The sequence below is a fragment of the Mucilaginibacter rubeus genome (assembly GCF_003286415.2).
Classification (GTDB): Bacteria; Bacteroidota; Bacteroidia; order Sphingobacteriales; family Sphingobacteriaceae; genus Mucilaginibacter; species Mucilaginibacter rubeus_A.
The window spans coordinates 683,753-708,089 of the sequence record NZ_CP043450.1; the positions used below are offsets into that span (position 1 = coordinate 683,753).

A 24,337-nucleotide genomic window follows, 5' to 3' on the forward strand; every position below is an offset into this window, starting at 1 on the left:
CAGTAAATTCACGTTTTGTTATTAGGATTTAACAATGCGCTAATCTTTTCTTCACCTGTGTTGAGTAATATCGTATGGTAAAACGGCGGTATGAAGAAACACAGGCTGGTAATTATTGACGATCATTATGATATCCTCGAAATCCTGAAATATAATATGGTGCAGGAAGGGTACGAGGTGAAAATGTTTTTCAACGCGGTTGATGCCCTCAAATATATCAACGCCGATAATACCGACCTGCTGGTTACCGACTGGATGCTGCCCGAAATGGATGGCCTGGAGCTTTGCCGTAACCTTAAAATGAGCCCCGCCACCCGTGATATTCCATTGGTGATGCTTACCGGTAAGAACGATGAGATAGATGCTGTTACCGCCCTTGAAGTAGGTGCCGAAGATTACGTAACGAAACCTATCCGCATGCGCGAACTGATGAGCCGTATAAAAAAGATCCTTCGCCGCAAAAGTACCGATGATGTCGTAAGCTCCCGTAAGGAAATAAAAGAAACTATTGAATGCGGCGTGCTGCGGATGAACCTGGTGAGTTACAAGGTTTATATTAACAATGAATTGTTGGAACTCACCATAGGCGAATTTAAACTGCTCGAGCTACTGGCCAAGCAACCCGGCAAGGTTTTTTCCCGCAACCAGATCATCGAACGCATCAACGGCTCGCAATACTTTGCCACCGAGCGCTCAATAGATGTGCAGATAGCCGGCCTGCGTAAGAAATTGGGAGAGTATAAGGATGCTGTGGAAACGGTAAGGTCGGTAGGGTATAGGTTTAACGAGCGGTTTGTGTGAGCCTGAACCTTGATTTTTAGAATTTGAAGATTATCATGAACTATTCCCCCCGGCGGCCGTGTCCTCACGGCCGCATGCTCGCATTTGTCTGAACTCGAATTAAACGAATTTAGGAATTAACAGAATGTCAGGCAAATTCGACAAATTCAAATAATTCGTTTAATTCGAGTTCAGACATTCAAACTCGCCCTTTAGGAGGCCGGGGGCTAACAATCCCCTAACAAAACAATATCCCTTCCCTAATTATTCGCAAATAATTGCGGCCTAATTTTGATTTAAATCATTAAGCCCGATGGAAGAACAGGATTTTATATTATGCGAGTGCGAACTGGAACCGCTCAGGGATTTCGTAGCCTCCGTTGAAGGTAATTTTGAAGTAATAATTGCCAAAGCCCCCTCAACCTGCATGACCATGATCCAGGCCGAAGATTCGGTCGAGTTCCAGGATTTTTATTTGGGCGAGGCCCTGACTACCGAATGCGAGTTGGTTGTGAATGGCCAACGCGGTTATGGCATTTGCCTTGGCGACGAGCCTGTTCGCGGTTATTGCATAGCATTTATTGATGCCTTAACCCAACTACCGGGTGCCGACCTGAAAGATGTTGAGGCTTTTTTAACCCAGCAATATCAACTGATCAAACAAGCCGAACAACTGGAATATAACCAGATCATGCGTACCAGGGTTGATTTTAAACTGATGGAACAAGAATAAGATGCAAACAGAACTACATTATGATACCGTTTTTGACGCGCAGCAGCATTTCAGGCTGTTGCTTGATAGTATGGCCCGTCCGGGTAAGATCAATACTTTTCCTGCCATGGAGATTATGCCGCCGGTTGGTTTAAACCAGGCATCGGCGCTTACTGGTTTTGCTTTGCTTAACGCCGATACTTCCTATCACATAGCCGGTTATAATGGTGCCGATATAGCACAATATTTACTGGTAAACACAGCCTCGCAACAGGCAGGTATCGATATTGCCGAATACATCTTTCTGCCCGAAAACCATGACGGCAGAGGTTTGGAAAAAGCCCGTGTTGGCACGCCGGTGTATCCTGAAGATAGCGCTACATTGATAGCCGAAGCGGAGTTGATCAGCGAACATGCTATTGAAAATAGTTTGGGCATTACCCTGAAAGGTCCCGGTGTTAACGGTGAGGCACAGATTTTCGTAAGCGGTATCAACCCGGCTTTGCTTGATTATTTGAAAGAGCAAAATGTTGAATATCCTTTAGGCATCGACCTGATTGTTACCGACAGGCAAAATAACCTGCTGTGCATTCCCCGCAGCAATGCTTTCACTTATATTAAAACAAACTAAACCATGGGATACGTAGCAGTAAAGGGAGGCACCGAAGCCATCCACAACGCGAGTGAACTGGCCGAGTTTTACCGTGTAAAAGGTGATACAACCCCTATTGATATAAAACAGATCCGGGCGCAAATGCGCCTGGCTATTGATAAGGTGATGGGCGAGGGCGGCATTTATGCTCCTGAATATGCAGCCATAGCTTTAAAACAAGCTGAAGGTGATGTATACGAAGCCGCTTTTATATTGAGGGCTTTTCGTACTACTTTGCAGCGCAACTACTATTCGCAAGTGATTAATACCCGCGAGATGTTTGTTAAACGCAAGATTTCGGCATCGTTCCGTGAAATTCCGGGCGGGCAGATCCTCGGGCCTACGAGGGACTATACCCAACGTACGCTTGATACCGCCAAGGCTACCGAAACGGCTATCGATATAAAAACATTTTTGGATGGCTTTGATGCTAAGATCGACCCTGAAAAGCTGGAAGGCATCAGCACTTTTGGTAAAGTGATTGACCTGTTACAGCAGGAAGGCCTGCTGGCCCCGGTTGACCCAACTGAAGACCGCAGCCTTGTTGACATTACCCGCGAAGCTATCAAATTTCCGGCCCCACGGTCGGCCAGGCTGCAAATGATGGCCCGTGCCGAAACCGGTGGTTTAATGGCTTTGGGTTACAGCAGCCAGCGCGGTTTTGGTGCGGTACACCCAACCGTTGGTGAGCTTCGTTATGGCACCGTGCCTGTACGTGTAAAAGACGCTGGTGGCCGCAACCGCTACATCGGCAAAATTGAGGTTACCGAAAACGAAATGATCACGGGCAGCAAACCCGCTAAAAAGGGCACCCCGCCATATTTTACCATTGGCTATGGCTTATGCTTCGGCCATAACGAAACCAAAGTGATTTGCATGAGCACGCTGGATACCGCTATGCGCCGCCCCGAAATGGGTGCCCCGGCTAATGACCAGGAATTTGTTTTATACCATACCGAAGGTGTTGAAGCCATGGGCTTTACCAATCACCTCAAACTGCCGCATTATGTTACCTTCCAGTCAAGCCTGAGCAATACCCGCGCTGCGGTGGAGCGCAACAACAAAACTAACAAAGAGGTTGAACAGCAGATGATCCAGATGCAATCGGTTTAAAAGCGTTACGTCATGATTGAAAATACCAAGTATACCAACAAATACAATTTTGCCTTTATTGACGAGGCTACCAAAAAGGAGATCCGCCGTAAGCTCTTGAAAGCTGTGGCAATCCCCGGTCACCAGGTGCCGTATTCATCGCCCGAAATGCCTATTTCACGCGGGTGGGGTACGGGAGGCCTGCACATTACCCTGGCTGTTATCGGCAAGGAGGATGTGTTCAAGATCATTGATCAGGGTAGCGATGCCAGCGTAAATGCCTGTAACCTGCGCGAGTTTGTAAACGGGATGACGGGTTGCAAAACAACCTTTGATACAGCTGAGGCAACGTTGATTCAAACCCGTCATCGCATCACCGAAGAAGAGCTTACCTATAAACAGATCATCGTTTTCCAGGTACCCTTGCCCGAACCTTTGCGCATGGTTGAGCGTTACGAGTATAAGACGTTACAAATGCATGCCGAGGCCGATTATGCCAAAATGTATGTATCGCTTTATGAATCATATGTACGCCACGGGGCTATCATGCAGGGTGCGGGCTACCCGGTTATGGTTAACGGCAGGTACATCATGTCGCCATCACCAATACCACGCTGGGATACACCAAACCTGAATCAGGCTCAAACGCTGTTTTTATTTGGTGCCGGTCGTGAGAAGCGCCTTTATGCTGTGCCTCCCTTCACTGATGTTGAACCGCTGGAGTTTGAGGATGTGAATTTTGAAATTGAAGATTTCAGCAAAAGTGAGTGCTATAAAACAGGTTACAAAAAGGCTTTCCTTGATGAGATCTACTCGGACGAGGGCGAGCGTAAATTTGTGATCAGCGACAGCAACTTCCTGGATAAAAAGAGCGAAAAGCAGGAAACCCATCAATACAGCAATAAATACATAGACCAACTGCAAGAATATGGCCTTTAACGAGGATAACTGGTTGCTGCGTGTGCGCAACATTACCAAAATATACGGTGAACCAAACGACCGTACGCTGGATTTAACTGGTCCGGAGTTTGGTTCAAACATCTGTCCCGAAACAGAAAGTATTGTAGCCTGTGCCGATATCAGCTTCGACCTTTATCCCGGCGAAGTGTTGGGCATTGTAGGCGAAAGCGGATCGGGCAAGAGTACGGTTGTTAAAATGCTGTATTTTGATCTGGAAAAAACTTACGGTTCAGCATGGCTTAAACCATATAATGACGGTTTGCTGGATATTCTTGAAGAGTCAAACCAGCGTAAACGCTATATCCGCAATACCCTGATGGGCATGGTATACCAGAACCCGCGCGATGGGTTAAACTTTGGCTTTTCATCAGGAGGTAATATTGCCGAAAAGCTGATCATGGCGGGGCAAATGAACGTAGCCAATATTCGTGAAAGGGCTTCAGATCTGCTCAATAAAACCGAGGTTCCTGTACAGCGAATGGATAACCGCCCGGGTACTTTTAGCGGAGGGATGCAGCAAAGGGTGCAGATTTCTAAAGCTATAGCCAATAATCCGCCGCTCTTGTTTTTGGATGAGGTGACTACCGGTTTAGATGTATCGGTACAAGCTAAGGTGCTCGACCTGATCCGGGAGCTACAAACCGATCTGGGCATAGCCATGATCGTGGTATCGCATGACCTTTCGGTTATCCGGATGCTTACCGATAGGGTAATGGTAATGAAAAACGGTCGGATTGTAGAAAGCGGCTTAACCGACCAGATCTTGCAGGACCCGCAACATGAATATTCGCAGCTACTGGTTAGCTCGCTGTTGTAAATGAAATTTTTAGATCATCTGTTTAATTAGTGATGAATATATTAGAAGTTAATGACCTGAGCAAGGTGTTCAACCTGCACATCCTCAATAACAAAAAAATTGAGGCCTTAAGCGATATCAATTTTACGATGCAGGAGGGGGAGATCATCGGGCTTACCGGTAAATCGGGTTCGGGTAAATCAAGTTTGATGAAGTGCATTTACCGCACCTACCTGGCATCATCAGGACAGATCATTTATACTTCAAAAGATGGCAGTCTTGACCTGGTTAAGGCCGATGACCATCGCGTTATAGAGTTGCGCAAAACCGAGATCAACTATTGCTCGCAGTTTTTGAGCGTGATACCCCGTGTAACCGCTGTTGACGTGGTCTGCGAAAACCTGTTCAGGATAGAAAAAGATAAGCAGGTTGCCCGCGATAAGGCAAAGCAAATGCTGGAGGAACTGGCCCTGCCGGGAGAATTGTTTGATGCCTTCCCGGTAACCTTCAGCGGTGGCGAGCAACAGCGTATCAATGTGGCCCGCGCCATAATCGCTTCACCAAGGTTTTTGCTAATTGATGAACCAACGGCTTCGCTTGATGCCCGTACCAAAGATGTGGTAATTGATATGATATTAGGTTTGAAGCAAAACGGCACCTCGGTGCTGTGCATCTCGCATGATGAATATACTTTGGAAAGGCTTTGCGACAGGCGGATTGATCTGCAGTTTGGCAGGATCAATGAGGTAGAGGTTGTAGAGTGAGTGGTATATTGAAAGAAATAAAAGCGCGGGAATGTGCGATTCCCTCCCCTGGGAGGGTGTAGGGAGGGGTTTCATCGATATGCGTATCAATGAAGCAAGGCGTATAAACCCCTCCCTGCCATCACGCAACCCAACACACCCCTCCCAAGGGAGGGAATTAAAAAAAGAAAAAGACACGTTAAAATGAGATCATTCATTATCAGTAATGCCACGGTGGTAACGCCATCTGAAGTGCTTCAAAATACCTCGGTATTGGTTGAGCATGGCATTATTACACATATCGCTCCTGAAATTGATGAACAAATTGCCGTTTTCAGCATTGATGCTGATGGCGCTATCCTGATGCCGGGCATTATCGATATCCATACCGATGCTATGGATGCCGAGATCGTTCCTCGTTCGGGTGCCGATATTCCTATCAATGTGGCTTTCCGTGAGCTGGAACGCAAAATGAGTGGTTGCGGCTTTACTACCGTTTACCATTCTATGCACCTCGGCTATGATATGGCCGAATTGCATTCGCGCAGTAAATATACCCGCGATGAGGTTTTTGAAACCGTGCATCGTGCTTCAAAAGGCAGCACGCTTTTAAATAACAAGATCCACTTACGGTTTGAACTATCGGGTGTAAAGGCTTACGAAAGCTGCTTTGAACTGATGGATAAAGGTTATGTACAGCTGTTATCCGTAATGGACCATACCCCGGGGCAGGGGCAGATTAGCAAGGAATATTTTATAGCCTTCGCCATGAAAATGGGTAAATCGGCCGAAGAGGCTGAGCAGGCTTTTATTGAAAAACTGGCGATGCCGGTCATCGCCGGAAAAGAGCTGGAAGCCATGATCAAGCATGCACAGCAGTTACACATTCCTGTAGCGTCACATGATGACGACAGCGTAGAAAAAGTTGATTATATGCGCGGTTTAGGCATAGATATCTGCGAATTTCCTATCACTATGGAGACCGCAAAGCATGCTGCCCAATTAGGCATGCATGTGGTTGGCGGCGCTTCAAACATATTGAGAGGCGGTTCGCTTTCCGGTAACCTGAACATGAAGGACGCGGTGTTACAAGGTGCGGTTGATTCGTTATGTTCCGACTACTACCCGCCGGCTATTATTCATGCTATATTTAAGTTATATAATGAAGAGGGTATGCCGTTGCCCGAAGCGGTGAAAATGGCAACCCTGAACCCGGCTAAAGCGGTAGGGATCAACAATCATACTGGCAGTATCGAAACCGGCAAAGATGCCGATCTGGTCATCGTGAAGCTACTTGACGGCATCCCTATGGTTACACATACCATTGTAAGGGGGCACATTGTGGCGCAGGCCAGCAATAAAATAAATTATAATAAGGACTATCAACCGGATAATAATTTATCATTAACCAATGAGCTATAAGCAGGCAACAGCAAGCACCATGGACCTGGCATTTGATGATTACAACAAAAGGCAGGTCTACGAAATTTCGGCAGAGCGGAACAAGGAACGGGCGTTGGAAGCCCGGCCCGCGGGTAATTTTATTTATAAAAACGATGGCTGGCAACCGCTGGAGTACGAAGGGTTCGCCATAGTATCCATGCTGGATGAAAACCCCGGCAACGAACCGCTTACCGCCCGGCTAACCGCCATTCAGAAAGAGCTTAGCTTAAACCTTTCGCCACGCGCTGCTTTTTATCAGCTCCCTCCTCAAAGCTTTCATCAAACTGTAGCCAATACTTTATCTGCCGACAGGTTTAAACAACATATCTTGTATGCCGGCTTGGAACAAACTTATCCGTCGATAGTAGGCAAAGCCTTAAATGCCATACCATCTACCGAAGGTGAAGCGCTTATTCGTATGAAAATGGCCGGACTGAGCATTTTTGGTACCGCGATAGGTATTTTGGGCGTTTTTGAAGATGAAGAAGACTACAACCAGATCGTAAACTTCCGGTCGGCTTTTTATGCCGATGAACAACTGGCAAAGTTGGATGTTAAAATGACCCGCCCTTTCATCGGTCATATCACGTTAACCTACATCGAACAAAACCTCAACAAAAATCAAAAAGAACATTTGGCCGGAGTGATCAGCGAGATCAACGAAAGCCTGGCTGTTGAGGATAATTACTTCAATATCGCGATTACCGGACTCAGGAGGTACCATCACCTGGCCGATTTTATGAAGAAGGATAATTACCCTGTTCATCAATTTTAATCAAATTTTTTGGTGATGAAATATTTTGAAAACTACCCGCCGGTTACCGAACAAAAGCAGGGACACCAGTTGGGGGAGGAGCCCTATATCCATTCCAGTTGTATTGTGAAAGACAGCAGCCTTGGTCCGTGGACTGCCCTTGGCGCAGGTACTTGGCTGGTTGAATCAATCTTTGGCGATTACAGTTATACCGCCGGTAACGTACAGATCATCTATTCCGAAATAGGCAAATACTGCTCCATAGCCAACAGTGTGCGTATCAACCCCGGTAATCATCCGCAATGGAGGGTTACACAGCATCACATGACCTATCGCCGTGCCCATTATGGTTTAGGCGAGGATGATCAGGATTTTTTTCAGTGGCGCCGGGACCATAAATGTACCATTGGCCATGATGTTTGGATAGGCCATGGCGCGGTAATTATGCCGGGCGTAAATATTGGTACCGGAGCCATCATTGGATCGGGAGCCATAGTGACTAAAGATGTTGGCCCTTATGAAATAGCTGTTGGCGTGGCCGCAAAAGTGATCAAAAAGCGATTTGACGATGCCACTATCGAAAAGCTGCTGGCCAGCGAATGGTGGAACTGGGACCGCGAAACATTGGAACAAAACTTTAACGATCTGCTCAATTTAGAAGTATTCATTGATAAGTACTGTTAATAATCTCCTATGAAAAAACTGATCATTGCTGCCCTTATTGCTTTAACGGCATTTTCGGCATGCAAAAATAAAACTGCGCTGAATAGCAACGGCGTGCCCCAAACACTTACCATAGCCGTTGTACAATCGGAAGGGGTAGAAGGGATAAAACAGGTGCGCGAACAAATGCGTGATTATCTGGCGAAGAAATTAAATATGCCGGTTGAGCTGATTTACAGTAATGATTATACCGGGGTGATAGAAGCGTTACGTGCCAATAAGGCCCATATAGCCGATATGCAGCCTTTTGCTTACGTGATAGCCACCCGTACTTTAAAACTAACTCCTTTAGTTACTTTAGGCAATAACGGCAAGCCAACAACGTACAAAAGTGTGATTATAGCCAACGCCCATGGCAATATCAAAACCATGGATGATGTAAAGGCACACTCCAAAAACCTTGTTCTTGGTTTTGTTGAGCCAGCTTCGGCTTCGGGGCATTTGATACCGAGAGCATATTTAAACGCTATCGGTCTTAACCCCGATACCGCCTTTAAGCAAACCATTTTCGCGGGTAACCACCTTACTTCGGTATTATCAGTAAAATCGGGTAAAACGGATATTGGCTGTACAACTAATCTCATTTTTATGCTGATGACTAAAGCCAAAATGATTAATGATGGCGATATCAGGGTGCTTTGGACATCAGACCCTATTGTCAGCGATCCAATTGTAGTTAAAAGTGATATCAATAAAGATCTTCAAAAACGGATTCAGCAGGCCTACCTGGATATGAACAAAGAGCGCCCGGAGATATTGAAAGCCTATGTAAAAATCTTTATAAAAGATACCACAAGGCGCAGCTATATGGTGGCTAACGATACACTGTATAACGGCTTGAGGAAAATAGCAGGCAGCATTAAAAGTTTAAAGGCAAACTAAACATGAAGACATTTAATGTTTTTTTGCTGGTTGTAGCCATGTTGGCCGCCGTAAGCGGTTGTAAAAACAAGGCCAATCTGGATGCCAATGGCGTACCCGGTAAGTTGCTCATAGGCTCATATGGGGGTGATAACCCGGCTCAATACCGTGAGGCGCTTGATCCTTTCGCGGCCTATCTCTCCAAAAAACTGGGAATGGAAGTAGAGTTCTTTTACACTACCGATTATCCTGCATTGATAGAGGCCATGCGATCAAAAAAGATCCACATGGCGCATTTAACGCCTTACGCTTATATACTGGCTACGCAAAAGCCGGGTTTGGCATCTATTGTTACGCTTGGTATTAAGGGCAAGCCTACGGTGTACCATAGCATTATCTTTACCAATAAAAAAACAGGCCTTAAAACCATGGCCGATGTTAAAGCCCGCGCCAAAAATCTTACCCTTTGCTTTGCCGACCCGGCCTCAACTTCGGGCCATCTTATTCCGCGTGGCTACCTCGACTCCATTGGCCTCGATCCGGATAAAGCATTCAAAGCAACCATATTTGCCGGTAGCCACGCCGCCGCTATTTTGAGTGTGAAGTCGGAGAAAGTAGACGTGGGCTGCTCTACCAGCGAACTGGCTTTGGAAAAGCTGATCCGTGAGCATATTATTAATCGCGAGGATATTGTGATCCTGTGGACATCACCGCCGATTGTAAACGATGCTATCGCCATCAGAACCGATCTGAATAAAGATTTTATTAATAAAGTACAGCAAGCTTACCTGAACGCCAACCACGACGATTTTGAAGCCTTTAAAAAATACGTTTTGCTGTACTGGCCCAACCCGCATGAAATGTCTTACGTGCCTATTCAGGATTCGGCATATAACCAGTTGCGCAAAATAGCGGGGAGTATAAAGGATTTGAAGCAAAAATAAAACGCTGTAACGATGAAAAATCTGATAACGTGTTTGATTTTATTATGTACGTTACTGGTATCCGGCGGTTGTCGTGATAGTGCCGATCTGGATGCTAATGGCATTCCTCATAAGCTTATTGTTACGCTTTATGGCAGCGATGATCCCGGAGCATTGAAGGGAGCGATAAAACCCTTTCAGCATTATCTTGAAAAAAAGCTTGGTATGCCGATAGAGTTCATTTACACTACCGATTATACATCGGTAATTGAAGCGTTAAGGGCAAAGAAAACACATATAGCTTACCTGAGTCCTTTTTCGTATGTGCTGGCCTCGCAAAAGCATGATATTACCCCTATAATAACCACGGGCGAAGATGGGAAACAGTCTATGTACCACAGTACCATTTTTACCAATATCCGCACCGGCATTAACAGTATTGCCGATTTAAAAAAACGTTCCAAAAACATCACACTTTGTTTTGCCGATCCGGCTTCAACTTCGGGGCATTTAATACCCCGGGCGTACCTGACCACCATTGGTTTAAACCCGGACAAAAACGTTTTTAAGGAAACCATTTTTGCGGGCAATCATGTGGCATCGGTGCTTGCCGCGGCATCTGGTAAGGTAGATGTTGGCTGTGCCGCTACCGAATTCGGTTTGGAGATTGCTGAACGGAAGGGTTTGGTAAAGGCAGATCAGATCAAAGTTTTATGGCAATCTAAACCTATTGTAGGCAGCCCGATTGTAGTACGTAACGACTTGAATAAGGAGCTGGTTAAAAAGATCCAAAACTTATATGTGAACCTGGCCAAAGATGAGCCGGGTATTTTTTTGCCTTATATGAAACTGTTGCACTCCCAGCCCGAACGCTACTCGTACATGACCGTTCAGGATTCGATGTATAACGGCATCAGAGCAATAGCCTCCGGAATTAAAGACCTAAACGTAGTTAAGTAATTAGTTCATAGAGTGGGTTCATAGTTGATGGTTCATGGATCATAGTAAAAAAGGGTTCATGGTTGATGGTTCATGGATCATGGCAAAAAGTAAGTTCATAGATTATAGCAAAGAGTTTGATAGTGTATTTTGGCTCTTATTCATGTACCTATGAACCATCAACCATGAACCATCAACTATGAACAAAACAGTATACTAAAGCATAAAGCGCGATGATTGAAGTAAAAGGTTTAACCAAAACACTGCCCAATGGGCGTAAGTTGTTAAACGGTATCGATTTTACCGTTAAAAAAGGAGAGTTTGTAGGGATTTTGGGGCCAAGTGGGGCGGGGAAAACGCTTACGCTTCGGTGCCTTAACGGCTTGTTAAAACCCGATGCAGGTTCGGTATTGGTGGAGGATGAGCACGGTAAAAAGCACGACATCTGTCAGATCAGCAAAAAGCAACTGCGTCATGTGCGCGAACGGATAGGCGTTATTTTCCAGGGATACCATTTGGTGAAACGGCTATCGGTACTGGAGAATGTAATGATTGGCCGGTTAGGGCAGATTAGTACCATCCGGAGCCTGGTTTATGGTTTTACCGACAAGGAAGCTGAAGAAGCACTGCTGGCCCTGGAAAAAGTAAAGATGGCTCACCTGGCACAAAACCGTACGGGCAGTTTAAGCGGTGGCGAAATGCAGCGCGTAGCTATTGCGAGGGCTATTTTTCAGTCGCCTACCTTGTTGCTGGCGGATGAGCCTATCTCCAACCTGGATCCAAGCAATGCCAAGGTGATCATGAAGCTGATCCGTCCGTTATCAGAAAATATCCCGGTTGTAGGCGTGTTTCATCAACCCGAAATGACTGCCAAATATTGTACGCGGGTCATCGCGATAAAGGACGGACAGGTTGTTTACGATGGCGATCCCAAGTTATCCAACAAAACCCTCGAAGATATTTACGGCGAAGAACTGGCGCAGATGGAGCAGTATGAGCACGCCGTACCTACACCCGAAATTGTAAGGATATGAAAGGCCAGGCTACATACAGTTTTAAGCGGTACCGCAAATTTGTGCTCCCGCTCATTTTGCTCATAGCAGTTACCGAAGGGGCCGCGATAGTTTGCGGGGCCACTTTTGACAAATTGGAAACAGGTATTGTTAAAGGCTTATCCTTTCTGCAATTTATGTTCCCGCCAGATTGGGCCGCGTTCAAAGATATGCTGGAACCTGCATTTCAATCCATTACCATCGCCGCGTTAGGTACTATATTCGGCACCATTCTTTCGGTAGTGTTTGCTGTACTGGCGGCTTCCAATATCTCCCATAGCTGGGTGCGTAATACAGCCCGTTTCCTGATAGGGTTGGAGCGGTCGGTACCCGAAATAGTGATCCTGCTGTTGCTGATCGCAGCCTTTGGATTAGGTTCGATGCCGGGCATCGTATCGTTAACCTTGGGCTGCATAGGGATGTTGGGCAAACTGCTGGCCGATATTATTGAGGAGATAGACCCGGCAATGATCGAGTCGATGGAGTCATTAGGGGCCAACAAACTACAGATCATCTGGTTTGGCGTAATGCCGCAGATTATACCCAATCTTGTTTCTTACGCGCTGTTCAGGTTTGAGATCAATATCCGCTTATCGGTAATATTAGGGGCGATTGGGGCTGGTGGCATTGGTTATGAACTTGATTATTCGTTTAGTATGCTACAGTACCACCGCGCGTTTACTGCCATGATTGTGGTTATGGTCATGATCTTCTGTACCGAGCGCTTATCATACATGTTAAGGAAAAAGTTTAAAGTAGAGGGGGCGCTGCAATGAGTACGGTTGATATTATCATGCCTTCAAAAAGGTATAAGCAAAAGGCAACCATTTTTATGGTATCGGCTATTGTTATCCTGGTAGCCTGCATTTATCTGAACTTTAACCCCATAATGATCTTTACTGAGTTTCATTATGTGCGCGATTTGCTTGGCGAAATGTTTATGCCCAATTACCAGATCCTGTATGAAAATACATCCACAGGCATATCTATATTACAAACCTTGTCCATGGCATTTTTGGGTACTTTGTATGGCGGCCTCATAGCCTTTGTACTTGCTTTTCTGGCTGCATCCAACACGATGCCTTATAAAGCCGTGCGTATCATAACACAGGTATTTGTATCCATGCTGCGGGTGATACCGGCGTTGGTTGTGGTGCTGGTGTTTGTAATAGCCGTTGGCCCGGGTTCGTTTTCTGGTGTGCTTACGCTGGTTATTGTTACCATAGGATCATTTGCCAAGCTCTTTACCGAAATTATCGAGAATGTAGAGAGCGGTCCGGGAGAGGCTATCTTTTCGGTAGGGGCAAGTCGCCTGCAGGTGATCCGGTACTCCATTATACCCCAAATTATGCCTTCATTTATCGCCAATTTGCTGTATGCCTTTGATGTAAACATGCGTGCGGCGATAGGCCTGGGTATTTTTGGTGGCGGCGGTATCGGTTTCCAATTACAGATGGCTAAAAGTGTGCTGCATTATAAAGACGTAACCGCGCTTATCACCATCATTATTATACTGGTTATTTTGGTTGAAAAGTTATCCGATTATTTAAGGAAAAGGATTTTGGGTGAAGGGAAGCTGGGGTAGGTTGTCTGAATCAGAATTTTCAGAATTAATGAATTTTCAGAATAAAGAATAGACATAGCCGCTCGGCTCCAGCCGAGTGGCAACTATCAAGCGGCCTCTGGCCGCCGTAAATAAGTATGGCGTATACAGGCCAGAGGCCTGGGAATAACTACCACTCGGCTGGAGCCTTGCAATGACATGGTTGGCTCCAATCAACTACTCACCTCACCCTAATATCGCGCTAATAATTGGAGTATATTTTTACCAGTGATAAAATATATCTGATAATAAAATGAACACGCACCTGCTCACCAATGCGCGCATCGTTACGCCAACTGAAGATTTCATCGGTTCGGTTATCATTGAAAACGGTATTATAGCCGAAATAATAAAGGATAAATATTTTACCGAAGGTATTGATCTGAAAGGTCAGTGGCTTATTCCCGGCTGCATAGATATCCATACCGATTATTTGGAGAAAGAGCTTTACCCGCGTTCGGGTGCAGGATTTCCATTGCCGTTCGCGCTTCATTTTATGGATGCACGAGCGGCGGCCTGTGGTATCACTACCGTGTTTAGCGCCGTGAGTTTTTCTGATAACGAAGAGAAAAACCGGAGCCTGAGCGAGGCTATGGAACTTTCGCGGCAGATTGATGCAACACGCCATTCGTTGCTGGTACGTCACTTTCTGCATGCCCGCATCGATCCAAACTCTGAAGGATTGCTGAATTACCTGGAGCCTATGCGCCAACTGGAAAGTTTGTACATGGTGGTTTACAACGATCATATTCCGGGCCAAAGGCAATATACCATAGAACAGCAGATTGAGCTGCGTACCAAAGCATTCGGCATAACGCCGGAAGAGGCTATGGCACGTTTGCAAAAACAGATAGATAAAACAAGCAGGATCAATAACCGTGCGCAGATCTACGAAACGTTTAAGGATAAATACATTCTTGGCAGTCACGATGACACTACTATCGAGCATGTTGAGGAAGGTAAATACTACGGCGCCACTTTATCAGAAATGCCTACTACCTTAATTGCGGCCCGTAAAGCTAAAGAATTGGGCTTGTGGATTTGCCTTGGCGCACCAAATTACTACCGGGGCGGCTCGCATTGCGGTAATCTTTCAAGTATCGACGCTATTGCTGAAGACCTGTGCGATATCCTTTGCAGCGATTATCATTTCCCGACCATGTTGGGCAGTGTGGTGAAAATGATAGGTAACGGTATTAGTCCGAGTAAGGCGGTTAACATGGTATCGTTAAATCCGGCGCGCCTGTTAAATTTTGACACAGAAACTGGTAGTATTGAAATTGGTAAAAAGGCCGATCTGGTGGCATTCAGCAGCGAAAAGTCGTTTGCATCAGTATTGAATGTTTTTGTGGAGGGTATTGTAAAATACCGTGCTGATTACAGCCTTGCCATACAGCCCTTAGCTGCCGAACAACCAGAACTAAACACATTGAACACCGGCGTATAAATTATAAACAGGAAGGGAATAGCATTTAGCTTTCAGCCTTCCGCTTTCGGCTCAAAAATGAAAATAGGGATTTTAGGCGACATCCATGAAGATATTGTAGCCTTACGCAAGGCTTTTGATGCATTGGAAAAAGCCGGTTGTACCGAGGTGGTTTGCCTTGGCGATATTGTAGGGTACAAGGTAAATACGTACTACTATCTGGATACCCGCAGTGCTCATGAGTGTATAGCCATGATCCGTGCCAACTGCAGTACGGTAGTTATCGGCAATAATGATTTATACCAGGTAAAAAAGCTGCCCAAATATGATGGCGGTCTGGGTTTCCCTGCAAACTGGTATGAGCTTGACTTTTTTGAGCGCAAGAAATGGAGCGATGGCCGTGTGCTGCTTTTTGAAGAGGTGCAGCTTAACGCCCTCATGACCCGGGGGGATAAGGCCTGGTTGGAAACAGTTCCTGATTTTGCCGTGCGCGATTTTAACGGGCATAAAGTATTCTTCTCGCATTTTGCCTATCCGGATTTGCATGGGGTGAAAGCCTGTTTTCCGCAGGAAGCGGATGCGTACCATGAGCACCTGAGCTTTATAGAGGAAAACGGTTGCCGTACAGGCTTTAGCGGGCACATGCATTTTGAGGGGGTTAGTATTTGCAACGATGATCATATCGAGCGCAATCCTTTTGGTAAATACAAGCTGTCTGATCAAATGCAATGGCTTTATGGCCCGTGTGTGGCGCGCTCCATGTTCAATAACGGCGTAATGGTGCTTGAACCCGAACAGTTTACTATCGAAGCTATCCCGCTGCTTTTTGTTTAAAATAGTTTATACATCAACATGAAATATATTTGTCTTTCCGCGTTTTTATTAGCCTTTTCCATAGCTGCTTTCGCGCAAAAAGCCGACCTGGTTTTAATCAACGGCAATATTGTTACCCTGAAACAAAAAGGCGACCGTGCCCAGGCTATGGCCATAGCCGGTGATAAGATCATGGCCGAAGGTTCGGTTCAGGAAATCAGCAAGTACATCGATAAAAACACAAAGGTTATCGACCTGAAAGGGAAAACTGTACTGCCCGGTTTTAACGATGTGCATCAACACCCGGCTCCGCTTTATACTTTTGATAAGCCCTATGCCACGCTTGAACTGGACACGGTAACATCCATGAAAAACCTGGTCGCTTTGCTTAAACGTAAAGCTGCCATTACTCCTAAAGGGATGCTGATCAGAGGAGTAGGCTATAACGAAACTAAACTGGGCGGGCAGCCTATCCGCGATAGCCTGGATAAAGCATCTGCAGATCATCCTATTATTATTTCGCATGTGAGCGGGCACCTCTCTGCAGCGAACTCTATGTTGATGGAAATGAACGGCATCGATGAAAATACCGTAGATCCAGCCGGTGGTGCTTTTGAGCGTTATCCAAACAGCAAGCGTCCCGATGGTATTTGTAAGGAAGTCGCCGCGTCTTATCTGCACAAATCAAAACAAATCAAATACCCGCCTAAACCAACTGCCGATGAGGAGATGGAGGGTTATCGTAAATATTTTAGCAACGTACTGGCCAGTGGTGTAACCAGCATAGGTGATGCCTGGACAACGCCCGAAAAGGTGGTTATCTATCGCAAACTGGTTGCCGAAGGTTTCCCCATGCGGTTTAATGTACTCATGGGCACGCCTTATGCTGCTGATTTGATCAATGGTAAAATACAACGCAGCAATACCGATCATTTGCGTATCCAGGGCGTAAAGGTAATACACGGTAACTCGTTAAGCGGTAAAACCTGCTGGTTGTACGAACCTTATGATATGATCAACCGGGTTACCGGGAAAAAAGATTACTATGGTATTCCGCCTGCACGGAGCCAGGCATCGCTCGACAGCCTTTTTCTGGCCATTCACAAGGCGGGGTTACAGATTGCCTGCCACTCCAATGGCGACCGCGAGATTGATATGGTGATCTCGGCTATCGAAAAAGCCCAAAAGGCCGTCCCTCGTGGCGATGCCCGTCACCGTATTGAGCATTGTAGTATCACTAACCAGGGTATCCTGGATAAAATCAAGGCTGACGGAATTGTGCCTGTGTTTCATTGCTATATGTATGAGCTGGGCGAGAAAATGCAGGTATACGGCGAAAAACGGATGGCTATGCTGCACCCAACTAAAACAGCAATGGATATGGGTATTGTTTATGCCCTGCACTCCGATGCGCCTATTTCGCCATATCCGGCAATGATCAGGCTGGGCAGCGCCGTTAACCGTAAAACTAAGGATGGCGGCATCGTTATCGGTGCAAACCAACGTATTGATGCCGAAGATGCCATTAAAGCCTACACCTATGGCGGCGCCTATACCACGTTTGAGGAAGAGAAAAAAGGAAGGTTGATAGCCGGTCAGCTTGCAGATTTGATAGTGCTTGATCAGGATCCTACTACCATCGACTCTGATAAAATTTACGATATTAAAGTAACGATGACGGTAGCGGGCGGGAAAGTGGTTTTTGGTAAATAGTATTTAATTTTATCATAAATAAAATAACGTTATGGATACTTCACTTTTTGAATCGGTTGATGAGTATATAGGTAACCTATTGGGCGATGAGGATGCGGTGCTGAAAGGTACGCTAAAATCAATGAAAGACGCCGGTATCCCGGGTATCAATGTATCGGCTAACCAGGGCAAGTTTTTACAGGTACTGGCTAAGTTATGTAATGCTAAAAAGATTTTGGAGATAGGCACCCTTGGCGGCTACAGCACCATTTGGCTTGCCCGTGCATTACCTGCCGATGGTCAGCTCATCACCCTTGAACTGGAGCAGGCTTATGCCGACGTTGCCCGTCAGAATATTATTAAGGCTGGTTTAGATCCGGTTGTTGATATTAAAGTGGGCAGGGCGATGGATAGTCTCGCGGCTCTTGATGCCGAAGATGAAGGTCCGTTTGATATGATTTTTATTGATGCCGATAAGCCACCCTATACCGAGTATTTTGAATGGGCACTTAAGCTTTCAAGACCGGGTACCCTTATCGTTGCTGATAATGTGATCCGCGAAGGTAAGGTGCTTGACGATAATTGCGATGATGAACGGGTTAGCGGAGTGCAACGTTTTAACAAGGCACTTGCCGATAATAAGCAAGTGACGGCTACCATTATCCAAACAGTAGGTACCAAGGAGCACGATGGTATGGCTATAGTGGTTGTGAAATAGCGAAGTATTATTTCGCTGATTTCATTGCCGAAAGAAACGAGGCCATGTGCGATTCCCTCCCCTGGGAGGGTGTAGGGAGGGGTTTCACCTATAGACTTATTTTTTAAATGCTGCATAAACCCCTCCCTTTCACTGCACATTGCCAACGCACCCCTCCCGAGGGAGGGAGTTAATGTTACATAATAAGCCCTGAATTTAATTATATGGCTATCAATGTAATAATGCGTACTTATGTCCTGTAGTACTTATTTTTCTTATGTTTACTATCCGGTATATAAATTGGATTGTTAATTTTAAGATCATAAGCAAGGGGACGAAATGAATTTTGGCGGAGTTACTATAAAGGATATTGCTAAAGAATTAGGGATCTCACCTTCGGCGGTTTCCAAGGCACTTAAAGACAGTCACGAAATTGGCGAAAAAACAAAAGCACTTGTATTAGAGTGTGCCAAAAGACTTAACTATCAGCCCAATCTTAACGCGCAAAGCCTGAAGCAGGGCAACAGCAAATCCCTCGGTATTGTAGTTTCAACTATTGATAACCAGTTTTTTTCGCAGGTGATCAATGGCATCGAATCGGTTGCGCATAGTAAAGGGTATAATGTGTTCATTACGCAAACCCATGAATCGTACGACCTGGAACTGCAAAACGTACGCCACTTAACTTTTCGTTCTATTGATGGTTTGCTGATCTCGCTTTCAACCGAAACCAATAATATCGATCACCTCAAAGAACTTCATAAAAAAGGCTTGCCCATAGTTTTCTTCGATAGGGTGAGTGATGAAATTGACACACACAAGGTAGTTGCCGATAATTTTGCAGGTGCTTATGATGCCACCACGCAGCTAATTAATGCGGGTTATCGCAAAATAGCTCATATCACCAGTTCGGTAAATGTATCCATTACTGCAGAACGCCTAAGGGGCTATCGGCAGGCGCTTGAACAACATGGTATAACGCCTGATCAAAAGCTGATCAAATACTGCCCGCATGGGGGTAAAGATCTTGCCGAGATAGAGAACGCACTCAGCGAGTTGTTTGCCGATAGTAAACCTGACGCTATCTTTACTGCATCCGACAGGATCACCACGACCACCTTATCGCTCCTGCATAAATTAGGTTACCGCATTCCTGCCGATATTGCCTTGCTTGGTTTTACCAACACCCAATTGGCCGAAGTATTGAACCCACCGCTGAGTGCCGTTTATCAGCCCGGCTTTGAAATGGGGAAAAAGGCAACCGAAATGCTCATCAGTATTATCGAAAGCAAACGGCCTGTCACCGAGTTTGAAACTACAGTATTGCCTACCCAGGTTTTTATTCGTAGCTCATCCCAACCGATAAAAGCATAGGTACTGATCTGGCTGATTGTATAATAAATGTATTATTAACATTTGTTGTTTTTATAAAATCTTTTGCAGACTTTTAGCGCGTTATAAACCAAGCTAAAACCTTTCAGCCTCATGAAAAAAATCTTCAATACCTGTTTGCTGTTACTTATGTTTTGCGGTGCTGCTATTGCACAAAACACTGCCGATAAAACTTTTACCAATCCACTATTGCCATCAGGTGCTGACCCATGGGTGATTTATAAAGATGGATTTTACTACTATACTAACTCAACCGGGGGTAATATCGTTATCTGGAAAACTAAGGATGTAACCAAATTGAGTACTGCTCCTAAAAAAGCGGTTTGGTCGCCACCCGCAGGAACAGACCATTCAAAGGAGCTTTGGGCACCTGAGTTACAATTTATTAAAGGCAAATGGTATGTTTATTTTGCCGCCGATAATGGCGATAACAACAACCACCGCATTTACGTACTGGAAAACAAGTCTGCCGATCCAACTGAAGGCACATGGGAGTTTAAAGGGAAAATAGCCGATAGTACTGATAAATGGGCTATTGATGCTTCGGTATTTGAAAACAATGGTAGCTGGTACATGATCTGGTCGGGTTGGGAAGGTGACCATAACGGTCAGCAGAATATCTATATCGCTAAAATGAAGGATGCGCTGACCATTGGCAGCGAACGCGTGAAGGTATCCAGTCCGGCTTATCAATGGGAAACTAATGGCGACTTACACGATTCCGGCAACCCAGCACATGTAAGCGTGAATGAAGGGCCGGAGATATTAAAGCATGGCAATAAACTATTCCTGATCTACTCGGCCAGTGGCTGCTGGACCGACTTTTATGCTTTGGGCATGCTTACAGCATCTAAAAATAGTGACCTGCTAAATCCCGCCTCATGGATAAAAACAGAAGAACCGGTATTTAAGCAATCACCTGAAAACAGCGTATATGCGCCGGGGCATAACTCATTCTTTAAGTCGCCGGATGGAAGGGAGGATTGGATCCTGTATCATGCCAATTCAAATCCTAACGAGGGCTGCGGTAATAAACGTTCACCTCGTGCTCAAAAATTCACCTGGAATAAAGATGGTTCACCCAATTTTGGCGTACCGCTGAAAGATGGGCAACCTTTGGCTGTGCCGTCGGGAACTAAGTAGGGGGGCTGTTTTAGAAACAACCTCATTGCGAGTAACCATCAGGCGGGCCTGAAAAAAAACGTTATTAAGTATAGCGTATATTTTAGCGATGGTGTGAGGGGGCCGCGTTAGTGATAGGAGCGGATACCGGCCTTGTGGCTAATGCCTGTGTAGTATGAGCGTATAGCACGGGCCGCAGGCAACGCCCTGTTTATAAAAGTGAATCAAAAAAATACTATTAATAATCAATAGCTTACAATAATATCATTGCAAGGTACGAAGCAATCCCAAACTTACAGAGTCGCTCGGCATAGTTCGCGATTGCTTCGTTCCTCGCAATGACGATCTGGTATACTCCCCATTTTCTTGACAAATATCAATTTCGTTCTTATCAAACATCAATGTGCAGGTTGTAGCGCCGCAGTAGATTTGTATCAACAAAAGAACGATACAAAATGTCAAAAACAATTTTTATAACCGGAACAAGTACAGGATTTGGTAAGTTAACCACAATAACCCTTGCAAATGCAGGCCATACCGTAATAGCAGGTATGCGCGGAATAAATGGCAAAAACGAAGCTGTAGCTAAAGAATTATCTGCCCTGCCAAACGTAGAAGTGGTTGAGGTAGATATTACCGATGATGCTTCTGTTAAAGCAGCTTTTGAATACACCCTAACAAAATACGGCCATATTGATGTGTTGGTGAATAATGCCGCGGTTTCTGGCTTCGGCTTGTTGGAAGGCTATTCTATAGACCAGATCAAACAAATGTTTGAAGTTAATTTTTACGGAACCTTGCGCACCATCTTTGCAGTATTGCCGGGCATGCGCGCTGCAAAAAACGGGTTGATCATCAACATTACCTCAGGTGCAAGCGGCCACACCCTGCCGTTTATGATCCCTTATCTTGCTTCAAAATTTGGGGTGGAAAGTATTACCGAAGGTTTGCAGGATGAGCTTGCCGCTTATAATATCGAAAACGTGAGCATTCAGCCAGGTGTTTATCCAACCGAAATGAATAATGGCAGCAAAGCAGGTATCCATGCCGATAAACCGGAAGTTGTTGCTGAATATGGTGAGGCTTCGGTACAGCAGTTCAACGCCATGGGTACAGCGCTTTTTAGTAAAATGGCCGAGTTTAATATGGATCCGCAAACTATTGCCGATGGTATATTACATCTGGTTGAGATGGAAAAAGGTAGTCGCCCTTTGCGTTACCCGCTTGATGCCGTGGCTCAAGGTACCGATCAGGAATTTATTGATGCCCGTGCCGCTATCAAAACCAAATGGTTAAGTAAATACACAGCATAAGCTGCGTATAAAAATATGACCCTAACTAAAGCAAATATCCCCGGATAAAGGGGATATTTGCTTTTATATGTTCGAGCTATTTAAAGAATACATCAGTCAGAAAACAACCTTAACCGAAATTGAATATGCCAAAATTGAGGCCGTTTGCATTTACAAAAAGCTTCGTAAAAGGCAATATTTGTTACAGGAAGGTGATGTTTGGAAGTATAACGCTTTTATAACCAAGGGCCTGGTGCGCTTTTACAGTGTTGATGAAAGCGGTCGCGAAAACATAGTGAGCTTTGCAAAAGAAAACTGGTGGACGGGCGACCGTGCCAGCCTGCTTACCGGTGAGCCATCTAAAAATAATATTGACGCCATTGAGGATACTGAACTGATACTGATCACCAAAACAAACTTCGACAGGCTTTGCCAGGAGATCCCGGCTTTGAACGATATGGTAAATGCTATTATTAATAAAAGCTTTATCACCAGTCAAAACCGCATCCATGCGGCTATATCCTTCACTGCCGAACAAAAATATCTGGACTTTGTACAGAAATACCCCGATCTGTCGCTCAGGGTGCCGCAGGCTATGATAGCATCATATTTAGGCATCACTCCTGAAACATTGAGCCGGGTACGAAAAGAAACGGTAAAAAAACATTAAGCCTGCTTCTTCAACAAATCAATATTGCTATCTTTTTCAAATTGCAATACTGTTTTGCCGTAGTCAGTAAAGTATTGATGGTGTTGCAAAACCCTAAGGTTTAAACTGCGCCATTCTTCATCACTGAAATTCTTATCTAAATGTATCTTCCATTCCCGTTTTAAATTTTGGGCACATTCAAAATAATCGGGTGAAGCAAAGTGCCGCATATCTGCATCGCAAATGATTTGTTGTATCAGGTTTTTAGGTGCCTGCGGAATTTTTGTAGCCTCAATGCAATCCCATACCTGTTGTATAAAATCGTTATTATAATGGTGCTGCATTAAAAATGTACCCGCAATGATCATGCTGGTATCTTCGTGGCCCTTGTAATGGTAAAGATAGCCGGTATCGTGAAACCAGGCGGCTATAGTTAGAATAGTTAGCTCCGGTTTTTTTAGTTTGCTGTGCCCGGCAATTTCAATTGCCGCATCTACAACCCTTTGTGTATGTCCCAAATTATGGAAATACATGTTTCCCGGAAGATTTTCTTCCATCAACGATGTTACGTAGGCAGCGGCCCTTTTTACTATACTTATCGCAGGCATGTGAATGGTGCGATACTACCCCCATATTCTGTAGAAAATCTGGATAAATGTTCAATATTCCATCTCTCAACAAAAAGATGACACTTTTATCTTATTTGTGTAAACATGGATTTTGCGTTTTTAAGCGGGGTTTTAAACCTGTATTTTAGTGCTTAAATGTTTACAGATGAAAAATACCCTTCAAATAGCACAACTTTATCTCCGCTTTGCTCTGGCTATTGGGTTCTTATTACCCGTGGCCGACCGTTTAGGTTTTTTAGGCCCTGCAGGACAAAATCAGGTAAGCTGGGGTAGTTGGGACAATTTTGTGGTTTATACCAATACGCTTATGCCATATCTGGGCCGATGGATGGCAGGCGTTATGGGTTTTTTAGCAACCGTGGCCGAAGTTTCTATAGCCATTATGTTTATTGTAGGTTTTAAGATCCGTACAGCAGCGTATACAAGCTTTGCCCTTACGCTCACTTTTGCCCTATGCATGACCGTGTTTTCGGGAATCAAGGCCCCTTTTACTTATTCGGTTTGGGCCGATAGCGCGGGTAGTTTATTACTGGCCAGTATAGCCACTTATCGCTGGAGTATCGATTTTATATACGATGAGGCCTAACGCCGG

The 24,337-nt window shown here is 45.1% G+C and carries 26 protein-coding genes; 25 read left to right on the top strand and 1 reads right to left on the bottom strand.

Going from position 1 to position 24,337, the window contains the following annotated elements; all coding sequences use genetic code 11:
* Positions 1–90 precede the first annotated feature (90 nt).
* The 24 genes from DEO27_RS02720 (at position 91) to DEO27_RS02835 (ending at position 23,137) form a co-directional block, all read left to right on the top strand.
* Entirely contained in the window at positions 91–801 is a 711-nt protein-coding gene (locus DEO27_RS02720) for a response regulator (protein WP_112569482.1), read from the top strand.
* Between the two features lie 292 nt (positions 802–1,093).
* Positions 1,094–1,513, top strand: a complete 420-nt coding sequence (locus tag DEO27_RS02725) for a phosphonate C-P lyase system protein PhnG (protein ID WP_112569484.1) — start codon at positions 1,094–1,096, stop codon at positions 1,511–1,513.
* A gap of 1 nt (position 1,514) precedes the next feature.
* Positions 1,515–2,123, top strand: coding sequence for a phosphonate C-P lyase system protein PhnH (gene phnH / locus DEO27_RS02730; protein WP_112569486.1), 609 nt, complete (start codon positions 1,515–1,517; stop codon positions 2,121–2,123).
* Between the two features lie 3 nt (positions 2,124–2,126).
* Positions 2,127–3,257 (top strand): carbon-phosphorus lyase complex subunit PhnI, encoded by a 1,131-nt coding sequence (locus DEO27_RS02735; protein ID WP_112569488.1) that lies wholly within the window; start codon positions 2,127–2,129, stop codon positions 3,255–3,257.
* A 12-nt stretch (positions 3,258–3,269) separates the two neighbouring features.
* Positions 3,270–4,175 carry an alpha-D-ribose 1-methylphosphonate 5-phosphate C-P-lyase PhnJ gene (locus DEO27_RS02740; protein ID WP_112569490.1) on the top strand — a complete coding sequence of 302 codons (906 nt, stop codon included), beginning with the start codon at positions 3,270–3,272 and terminating at the stop codon, positions 4,173–4,175.
* A complete protein-coding gene (locus DEO27_RS02745; protein WP_112569492.1) occupies positions 4,165–5,013 on the top strand; it encodes an ATP-binding cassette domain-containing protein in 849 nt (282 codons plus the stop codon). Before DEO27_RS02740 ends, DEO27_RS02745 begins: the two co-directional genes overlap by 11 nt.
* A 32-nt stretch (positions 5,014–5,045) precedes the next feature.
* Positions 5,046–5,756, top strand: coding sequence for a phosphonate C-P lyase system protein PhnL (locus DEO27_RS02750; RefSeq protein WP_223818148.1), 711 nt, complete (start codon positions 5,046–5,048; stop codon positions 5,754–5,756).
* A 183-nt stretch (positions 5,757–5,939) separates the two neighbouring features.
* A complete protein-coding gene (locus DEO27_RS02755; protein WP_112569496.1) occupies positions 5,940–7,157 on the top strand; it encodes an alpha-D-ribose 1-methylphosphonate 5-triphosphate diphosphatase in 1,218 nt (405 codons plus the stop codon).
* A complete protein-coding gene (locus tag DEO27_RS02760; RefSeq protein ID WP_112569498.1) occupies positions 7,147–7,953 on the top strand; it encodes a hypothetical protein in 807 nt (268 codons plus the stop codon). Before DEO27_RS02755 ends, DEO27_RS02760 begins: the two co-directional genes overlap by 11 nt.
* Before the next feature lie 15 nt (positions 7,954–7,968).
* Positions 7,969–8,616 (top strand): acetyltransferase, encoded by a 648-nt coding sequence (locus DEO27_RS02765; protein WP_112569500.1) that lies wholly within the window; start codon positions 7,969–7,971, stop codon positions 8,614–8,616.
* 9 nt (positions 8,617–8,625) lie between these two features.
* Complete coding sequence (phnD, locus tag DEO27_RS02770) at positions 8,626–9,537, top strand: phosphate/phosphite/phosphonate ABC transporter substrate-binding protein (protein WP_112569502.1); 912 nt, start codon at positions 8,626–8,628, stop codon at positions 9,535–9,537.
* A 2-nt stretch (positions 9,538–9,539) separates the two neighbouring features.
* The gene (locus tag DEO27_RS02775; protein WP_112569504.1) at positions 9,540–10,460 is read left to right on the top strand and encodes a phosphate/phosphite/phosphonate ABC transporter substrate-binding protein; all 921 of its coding nucleotides are present in this window, start codon (positions 9,540–9,542) and stop codon (positions 10,458–10,460) included.
* 12 nt (positions 10,461–10,472) lie between these two features.
* Positions 10,473–11,399, top strand: a complete 927-nt coding sequence (locus tag DEO27_RS02780) for a phosphate/phosphite/phosphonate ABC transporter substrate-binding protein (protein WP_112569506.1) — start codon at positions 10,473–10,475, stop codon at positions 11,397–11,399.
* A gap of 212 nt (positions 11,400–11,611) precedes the next feature.
* Positions 11,612–12,412: a phosphonate ABC transporter ATP-binding protein gene (locus tag DEO27_RS02785; RefSeq protein ID WP_112569508.1), complete on the top strand. Its 801-nt coding sequence runs from the start codon at positions 11,612–11,614 to the stop codon at positions 12,410–12,412.
* Positions 12,409–13,206, top strand: coding sequence for a phosphonate ABC transporter, permease protein PhnE (phnE, locus tag DEO27_RS02790; protein ID WP_112569510.1), 798 nt, complete (start codon positions 12,409–12,411; stop codon positions 13,204–13,206). Before DEO27_RS02785 ends, phnE (DEO27_RS02790) begins: the two co-directional genes overlap by 4 nt.
* Before the next feature lie 17 nt (positions 13,207–13,223).
* Positions 13,224–14,015 carry a phosphonate ABC transporter, permease protein PhnE gene (phnE, locus tag DEO27_RS02795; protein ID WP_190295302.1) on the top strand — a complete coding sequence of 264 codons (792 nt, stop codon included), beginning with the start codon at positions 13,224–13,226 and terminating at the stop codon, positions 14,013–14,015.
* Positions 14,016–14,286: 271 nt separating this feature from the next.
* Positions 14,287–15,480: an alpha-D-ribose 1-methylphosphonate 5-triphosphate diphosphatase gene (locus tag DEO27_RS02800; RefSeq protein WP_112569514.1), complete on the top strand. Its 1,194-nt coding sequence runs from the start codon at positions 14,287–14,289 to the stop codon at positions 15,478–15,480.
* A gap of 57 nt (positions 15,481–15,537) precedes the next feature.
* Positions 15,538–16,293 (top strand): metallophosphoesterase family protein, encoded by a 756-nt coding sequence (locus DEO27_RS02805; RefSeq protein WP_112569516.1) that lies wholly within the window; start codon positions 15,538–15,540, stop codon positions 16,291–16,293.
* Positions 16,294–16,311: 18 nt separating this feature from the next.
* Positions 16,312–17,985: an amidohydrolase gene (locus tag DEO27_RS02810; RefSeq protein WP_112569518.1), complete on the top strand. Its 1,674-nt coding sequence runs from the start codon at positions 16,312–16,314 to the stop codon at positions 17,983–17,985.
* A 31-nt stretch (positions 17,986–18,016) separates the two neighbouring features.
* Positions 18,017–18,682 carry an O-methyltransferase gene (locus tag DEO27_RS02815; RefSeq protein ID WP_112569520.1) on the top strand — a complete coding sequence of 222 codons (666 nt, stop codon included), beginning with the start codon at positions 18,017–18,019 and terminating at the stop codon, positions 18,680–18,682.
* A 318-nt stretch (positions 18,683–19,000) separates the two neighbouring features.
* Positions 19,001–20,035, top strand: a complete 1,035-nt coding sequence (locus DEO27_RS02820; protein ID WP_112569522.1) for a LacI family DNA-binding transcriptional regulator — start codon at positions 19,001–19,003, stop codon at positions 20,033–20,035.
* A gap of 111 nt (positions 20,036–20,146) precedes the next feature.
* A complete protein-coding gene (locus DEO27_RS02825; protein WP_112569524.1) occupies positions 20,147–21,196 on the top strand; it encodes a family 43 glycosylhydrolase in 1,050 nt (349 codons plus the stop codon).
* A 434-nt stretch (positions 21,197–21,630) separates the two neighbouring features.
* Complete coding sequence (locus tag DEO27_RS02830) at positions 21,631–22,488, top strand: SDR family oxidoreductase (RefSeq protein ID WP_112569526.1); 858 nt, start codon at positions 21,631–21,633, stop codon at positions 22,486–22,488.
* A 67-nt stretch (positions 22,489–22,555) separates the two neighbouring features.
* Positions 22,556–23,137, top strand: coding sequence for a Crp/Fnr family transcriptional regulator (locus DEO27_RS02835; protein WP_112569528.1), 582 nt, complete (start codon positions 22,556–22,558; stop codon positions 23,135–23,137).
* Here DEO27_RS02835 and DEO27_RS02840 read toward each other — a convergent pair.
* Positions 23,134–23,724, bottom strand: coding sequence for an HD domain-containing protein (locus DEO27_RS02840; protein WP_112569530.1), 591 nt, complete (start codon positions 23,722–23,724; stop codon positions 23,134–23,136). The genes DEO27_RS02835 and DEO27_RS02840 overlap by 4 nt on opposite strands.
* A gap of 166 nt (positions 23,725–23,890) precedes the next feature.
* Between DEO27_RS02840 and DEO27_RS02845 the strand changes: the two genes are divergently transcribed.
* The gene (locus DEO27_RS02845; protein WP_112569532.1) at positions 23,891–24,331 is read left to right on the top strand and encodes a DoxX family protein; all 441 of its coding nucleotides are present in this window, start codon (positions 23,891–23,893) and stop codon (positions 24,329–24,331) included.
* Positions 24,332–24,337: the final 6 nt, after the last annotated feature.

Excerpts from the sequence above, each read along its gene's own strand:
- DEO27_RS02720 (WP_112569482.1), top strand. The coding sequence starts at position 91 with ATGAAGAAACACAGGCTGGTAATTATTGACGATCATTATGATATCCTC.
- DEO27_RS02725 (WP_112569484.1), top strand. The coding sequence starts at position 1,094 with ATGGAAGAACAGGATTTTATATTATGCGAGTGCGAACTGGAACCGCTC.
- phnH (WP_112569486.1), top strand. The coding sequence starts at position 1,515 with ATGCAAACAGAACTACATTATGATACCGTTTTTGACGCGCAGCAGCAT.
- DEO27_RS02735 (WP_112569488.1), top strand. The coding sequence starts at position 2,127 with ATGGGATACGTAGCAGTAAAGGGAGGCACCGAAGCCATCCACAACGCG.
- DEO27_RS02740 (WP_112569490.1), top strand. The coding sequence starts at position 3,270 with ATGATTGAAAATACCAAGTATACCAACAAATACAATTTTGCCTTTATT.
- DEO27_RS02745 (WP_112569492.1), top strand. The coding sequence starts at position 4,165 with ATGGCCTTTAACGAGGATAACTGGTTGCTGCGTGTGCGCAACATTACC.
- DEO27_RS02750 (WP_223818148.1), top strand. The coding sequence starts at position 5,046 with ATGAATATATTAGAAGTTAATGACCTGAGCAAGGTGTTCAACCTGCAC.
- DEO27_RS02755 (WP_112569496.1), top strand. The coding sequence starts at position 5,940 with ATGAGATCATTCATTATCAGTAATGCCACGGTGGTAACGCCATCTGAA.
- DEO27_RS02760 (WP_112569498.1), top strand. The coding sequence starts at position 7,147 with ATGAGCTATAAGCAGGCAACAGCAAGCACCATGGACCTGGCATTTGAT.
- DEO27_RS02765 (WP_112569500.1), top strand. The coding sequence starts at position 7,969 with ATGAAATATTTTGAAAACTACCCGCCGGTTACCGAACAAAAGCAGGGA.
- phnD (WP_112569502.1), top strand. The coding sequence starts at position 8,626 with ATGAAAAAACTGATCATTGCTGCCCTTATTGCTTTAACGGCATTTTCG.
- DEO27_RS02775 (WP_112569504.1), top strand. The coding sequence starts at position 9,540 with ATGAAGACATTTAATGTTTTTTTGCTGGTTGTAGCCATGTTGGCCGCC.
- DEO27_RS02780 (WP_112569506.1), top strand. The coding sequence starts at position 10,473 with ATGAAAAATCTGATAACGTGTTTGATTTTATTATGTACGTTACTGGTA.
- DEO27_RS02785 (WP_112569508.1), top strand. The coding sequence starts at position 11,612 with ATGATTGAAGTAAAAGGTTTAACCAAAACACTGCCCAATGGGCGTAAG.
- phnE (WP_112569510.1), top strand. The coding sequence starts at position 12,409 with ATGAAAGGCCAGGCTACATACAGTTTTAAGCGGTACCGCAAATTTGTG.
- phnE (WP_190295302.1), top strand. The coding sequence starts at position 13,224 with ATGCCTTCAAAAAGGTATAAGCAAAAGGCAACCATTTTTATGGTATCG.
- DEO27_RS02800 (WP_112569514.1), top strand. The coding sequence starts at position 14,287 with ATGAACACGCACCTGCTCACCAATGCGCGCATCGTTACGCCAACTGAA.
- DEO27_RS02805 (WP_112569516.1), top strand. The coding sequence starts at position 15,538 with ATGAAAATAGGGATTTTAGGCGACATCCATGAAGATATTGTAGCCTTA.
- DEO27_RS02810 (WP_112569518.1), top strand. The coding sequence starts at position 16,312 with ATGAAATATATTTGTCTTTCCGCGTTTTTATTAGCCTTTTCCATAGCT.
- DEO27_RS02815 (WP_112569520.1), top strand. The coding sequence starts at position 18,017 with ATGGATACTTCACTTTTTGAATCGGTTGATGAGTATATAGGTAACCTA.
- DEO27_RS02820 (WP_112569522.1), top strand. The coding sequence starts at position 19,001 with ATGAATTTTGGCGGAGTTACTATAAAGGATATTGCTAAAGAATTAGGG.
- DEO27_RS02825 (WP_112569524.1), top strand. The coding sequence starts at position 20,147 with ATGAAAAAAATCTTCAATACCTGTTTGCTGTTACTTATGTTTTGCGGT.
- DEO27_RS02830 (WP_112569526.1), top strand. The coding sequence starts at position 21,631 with ATGTCAAAAACAATTTTTATAACCGGAACAAGTACAGGATTTGGTAAG.
- DEO27_RS02835 (WP_112569528.1), top strand. The coding sequence starts at position 22,556 with ATGTTCGAGCTATTTAAAGAATACATCAGTCAGAAAACAACCTTAACC.
- DEO27_RS02840 (WP_112569530.1), bottom strand. The coding sequence starts at position 23,724 with ATGCCTGCGATAAGTATAGTAAAAAGGGCCGCTGCCTACGTAACATCG.
- DEO27_RS02845 (WP_112569532.1), top strand. The coding sequence starts at position 23,891 with ATGAAAAATACCCTTCAAATAGCACAACTTTATCTCCGCTTTGCTCTG.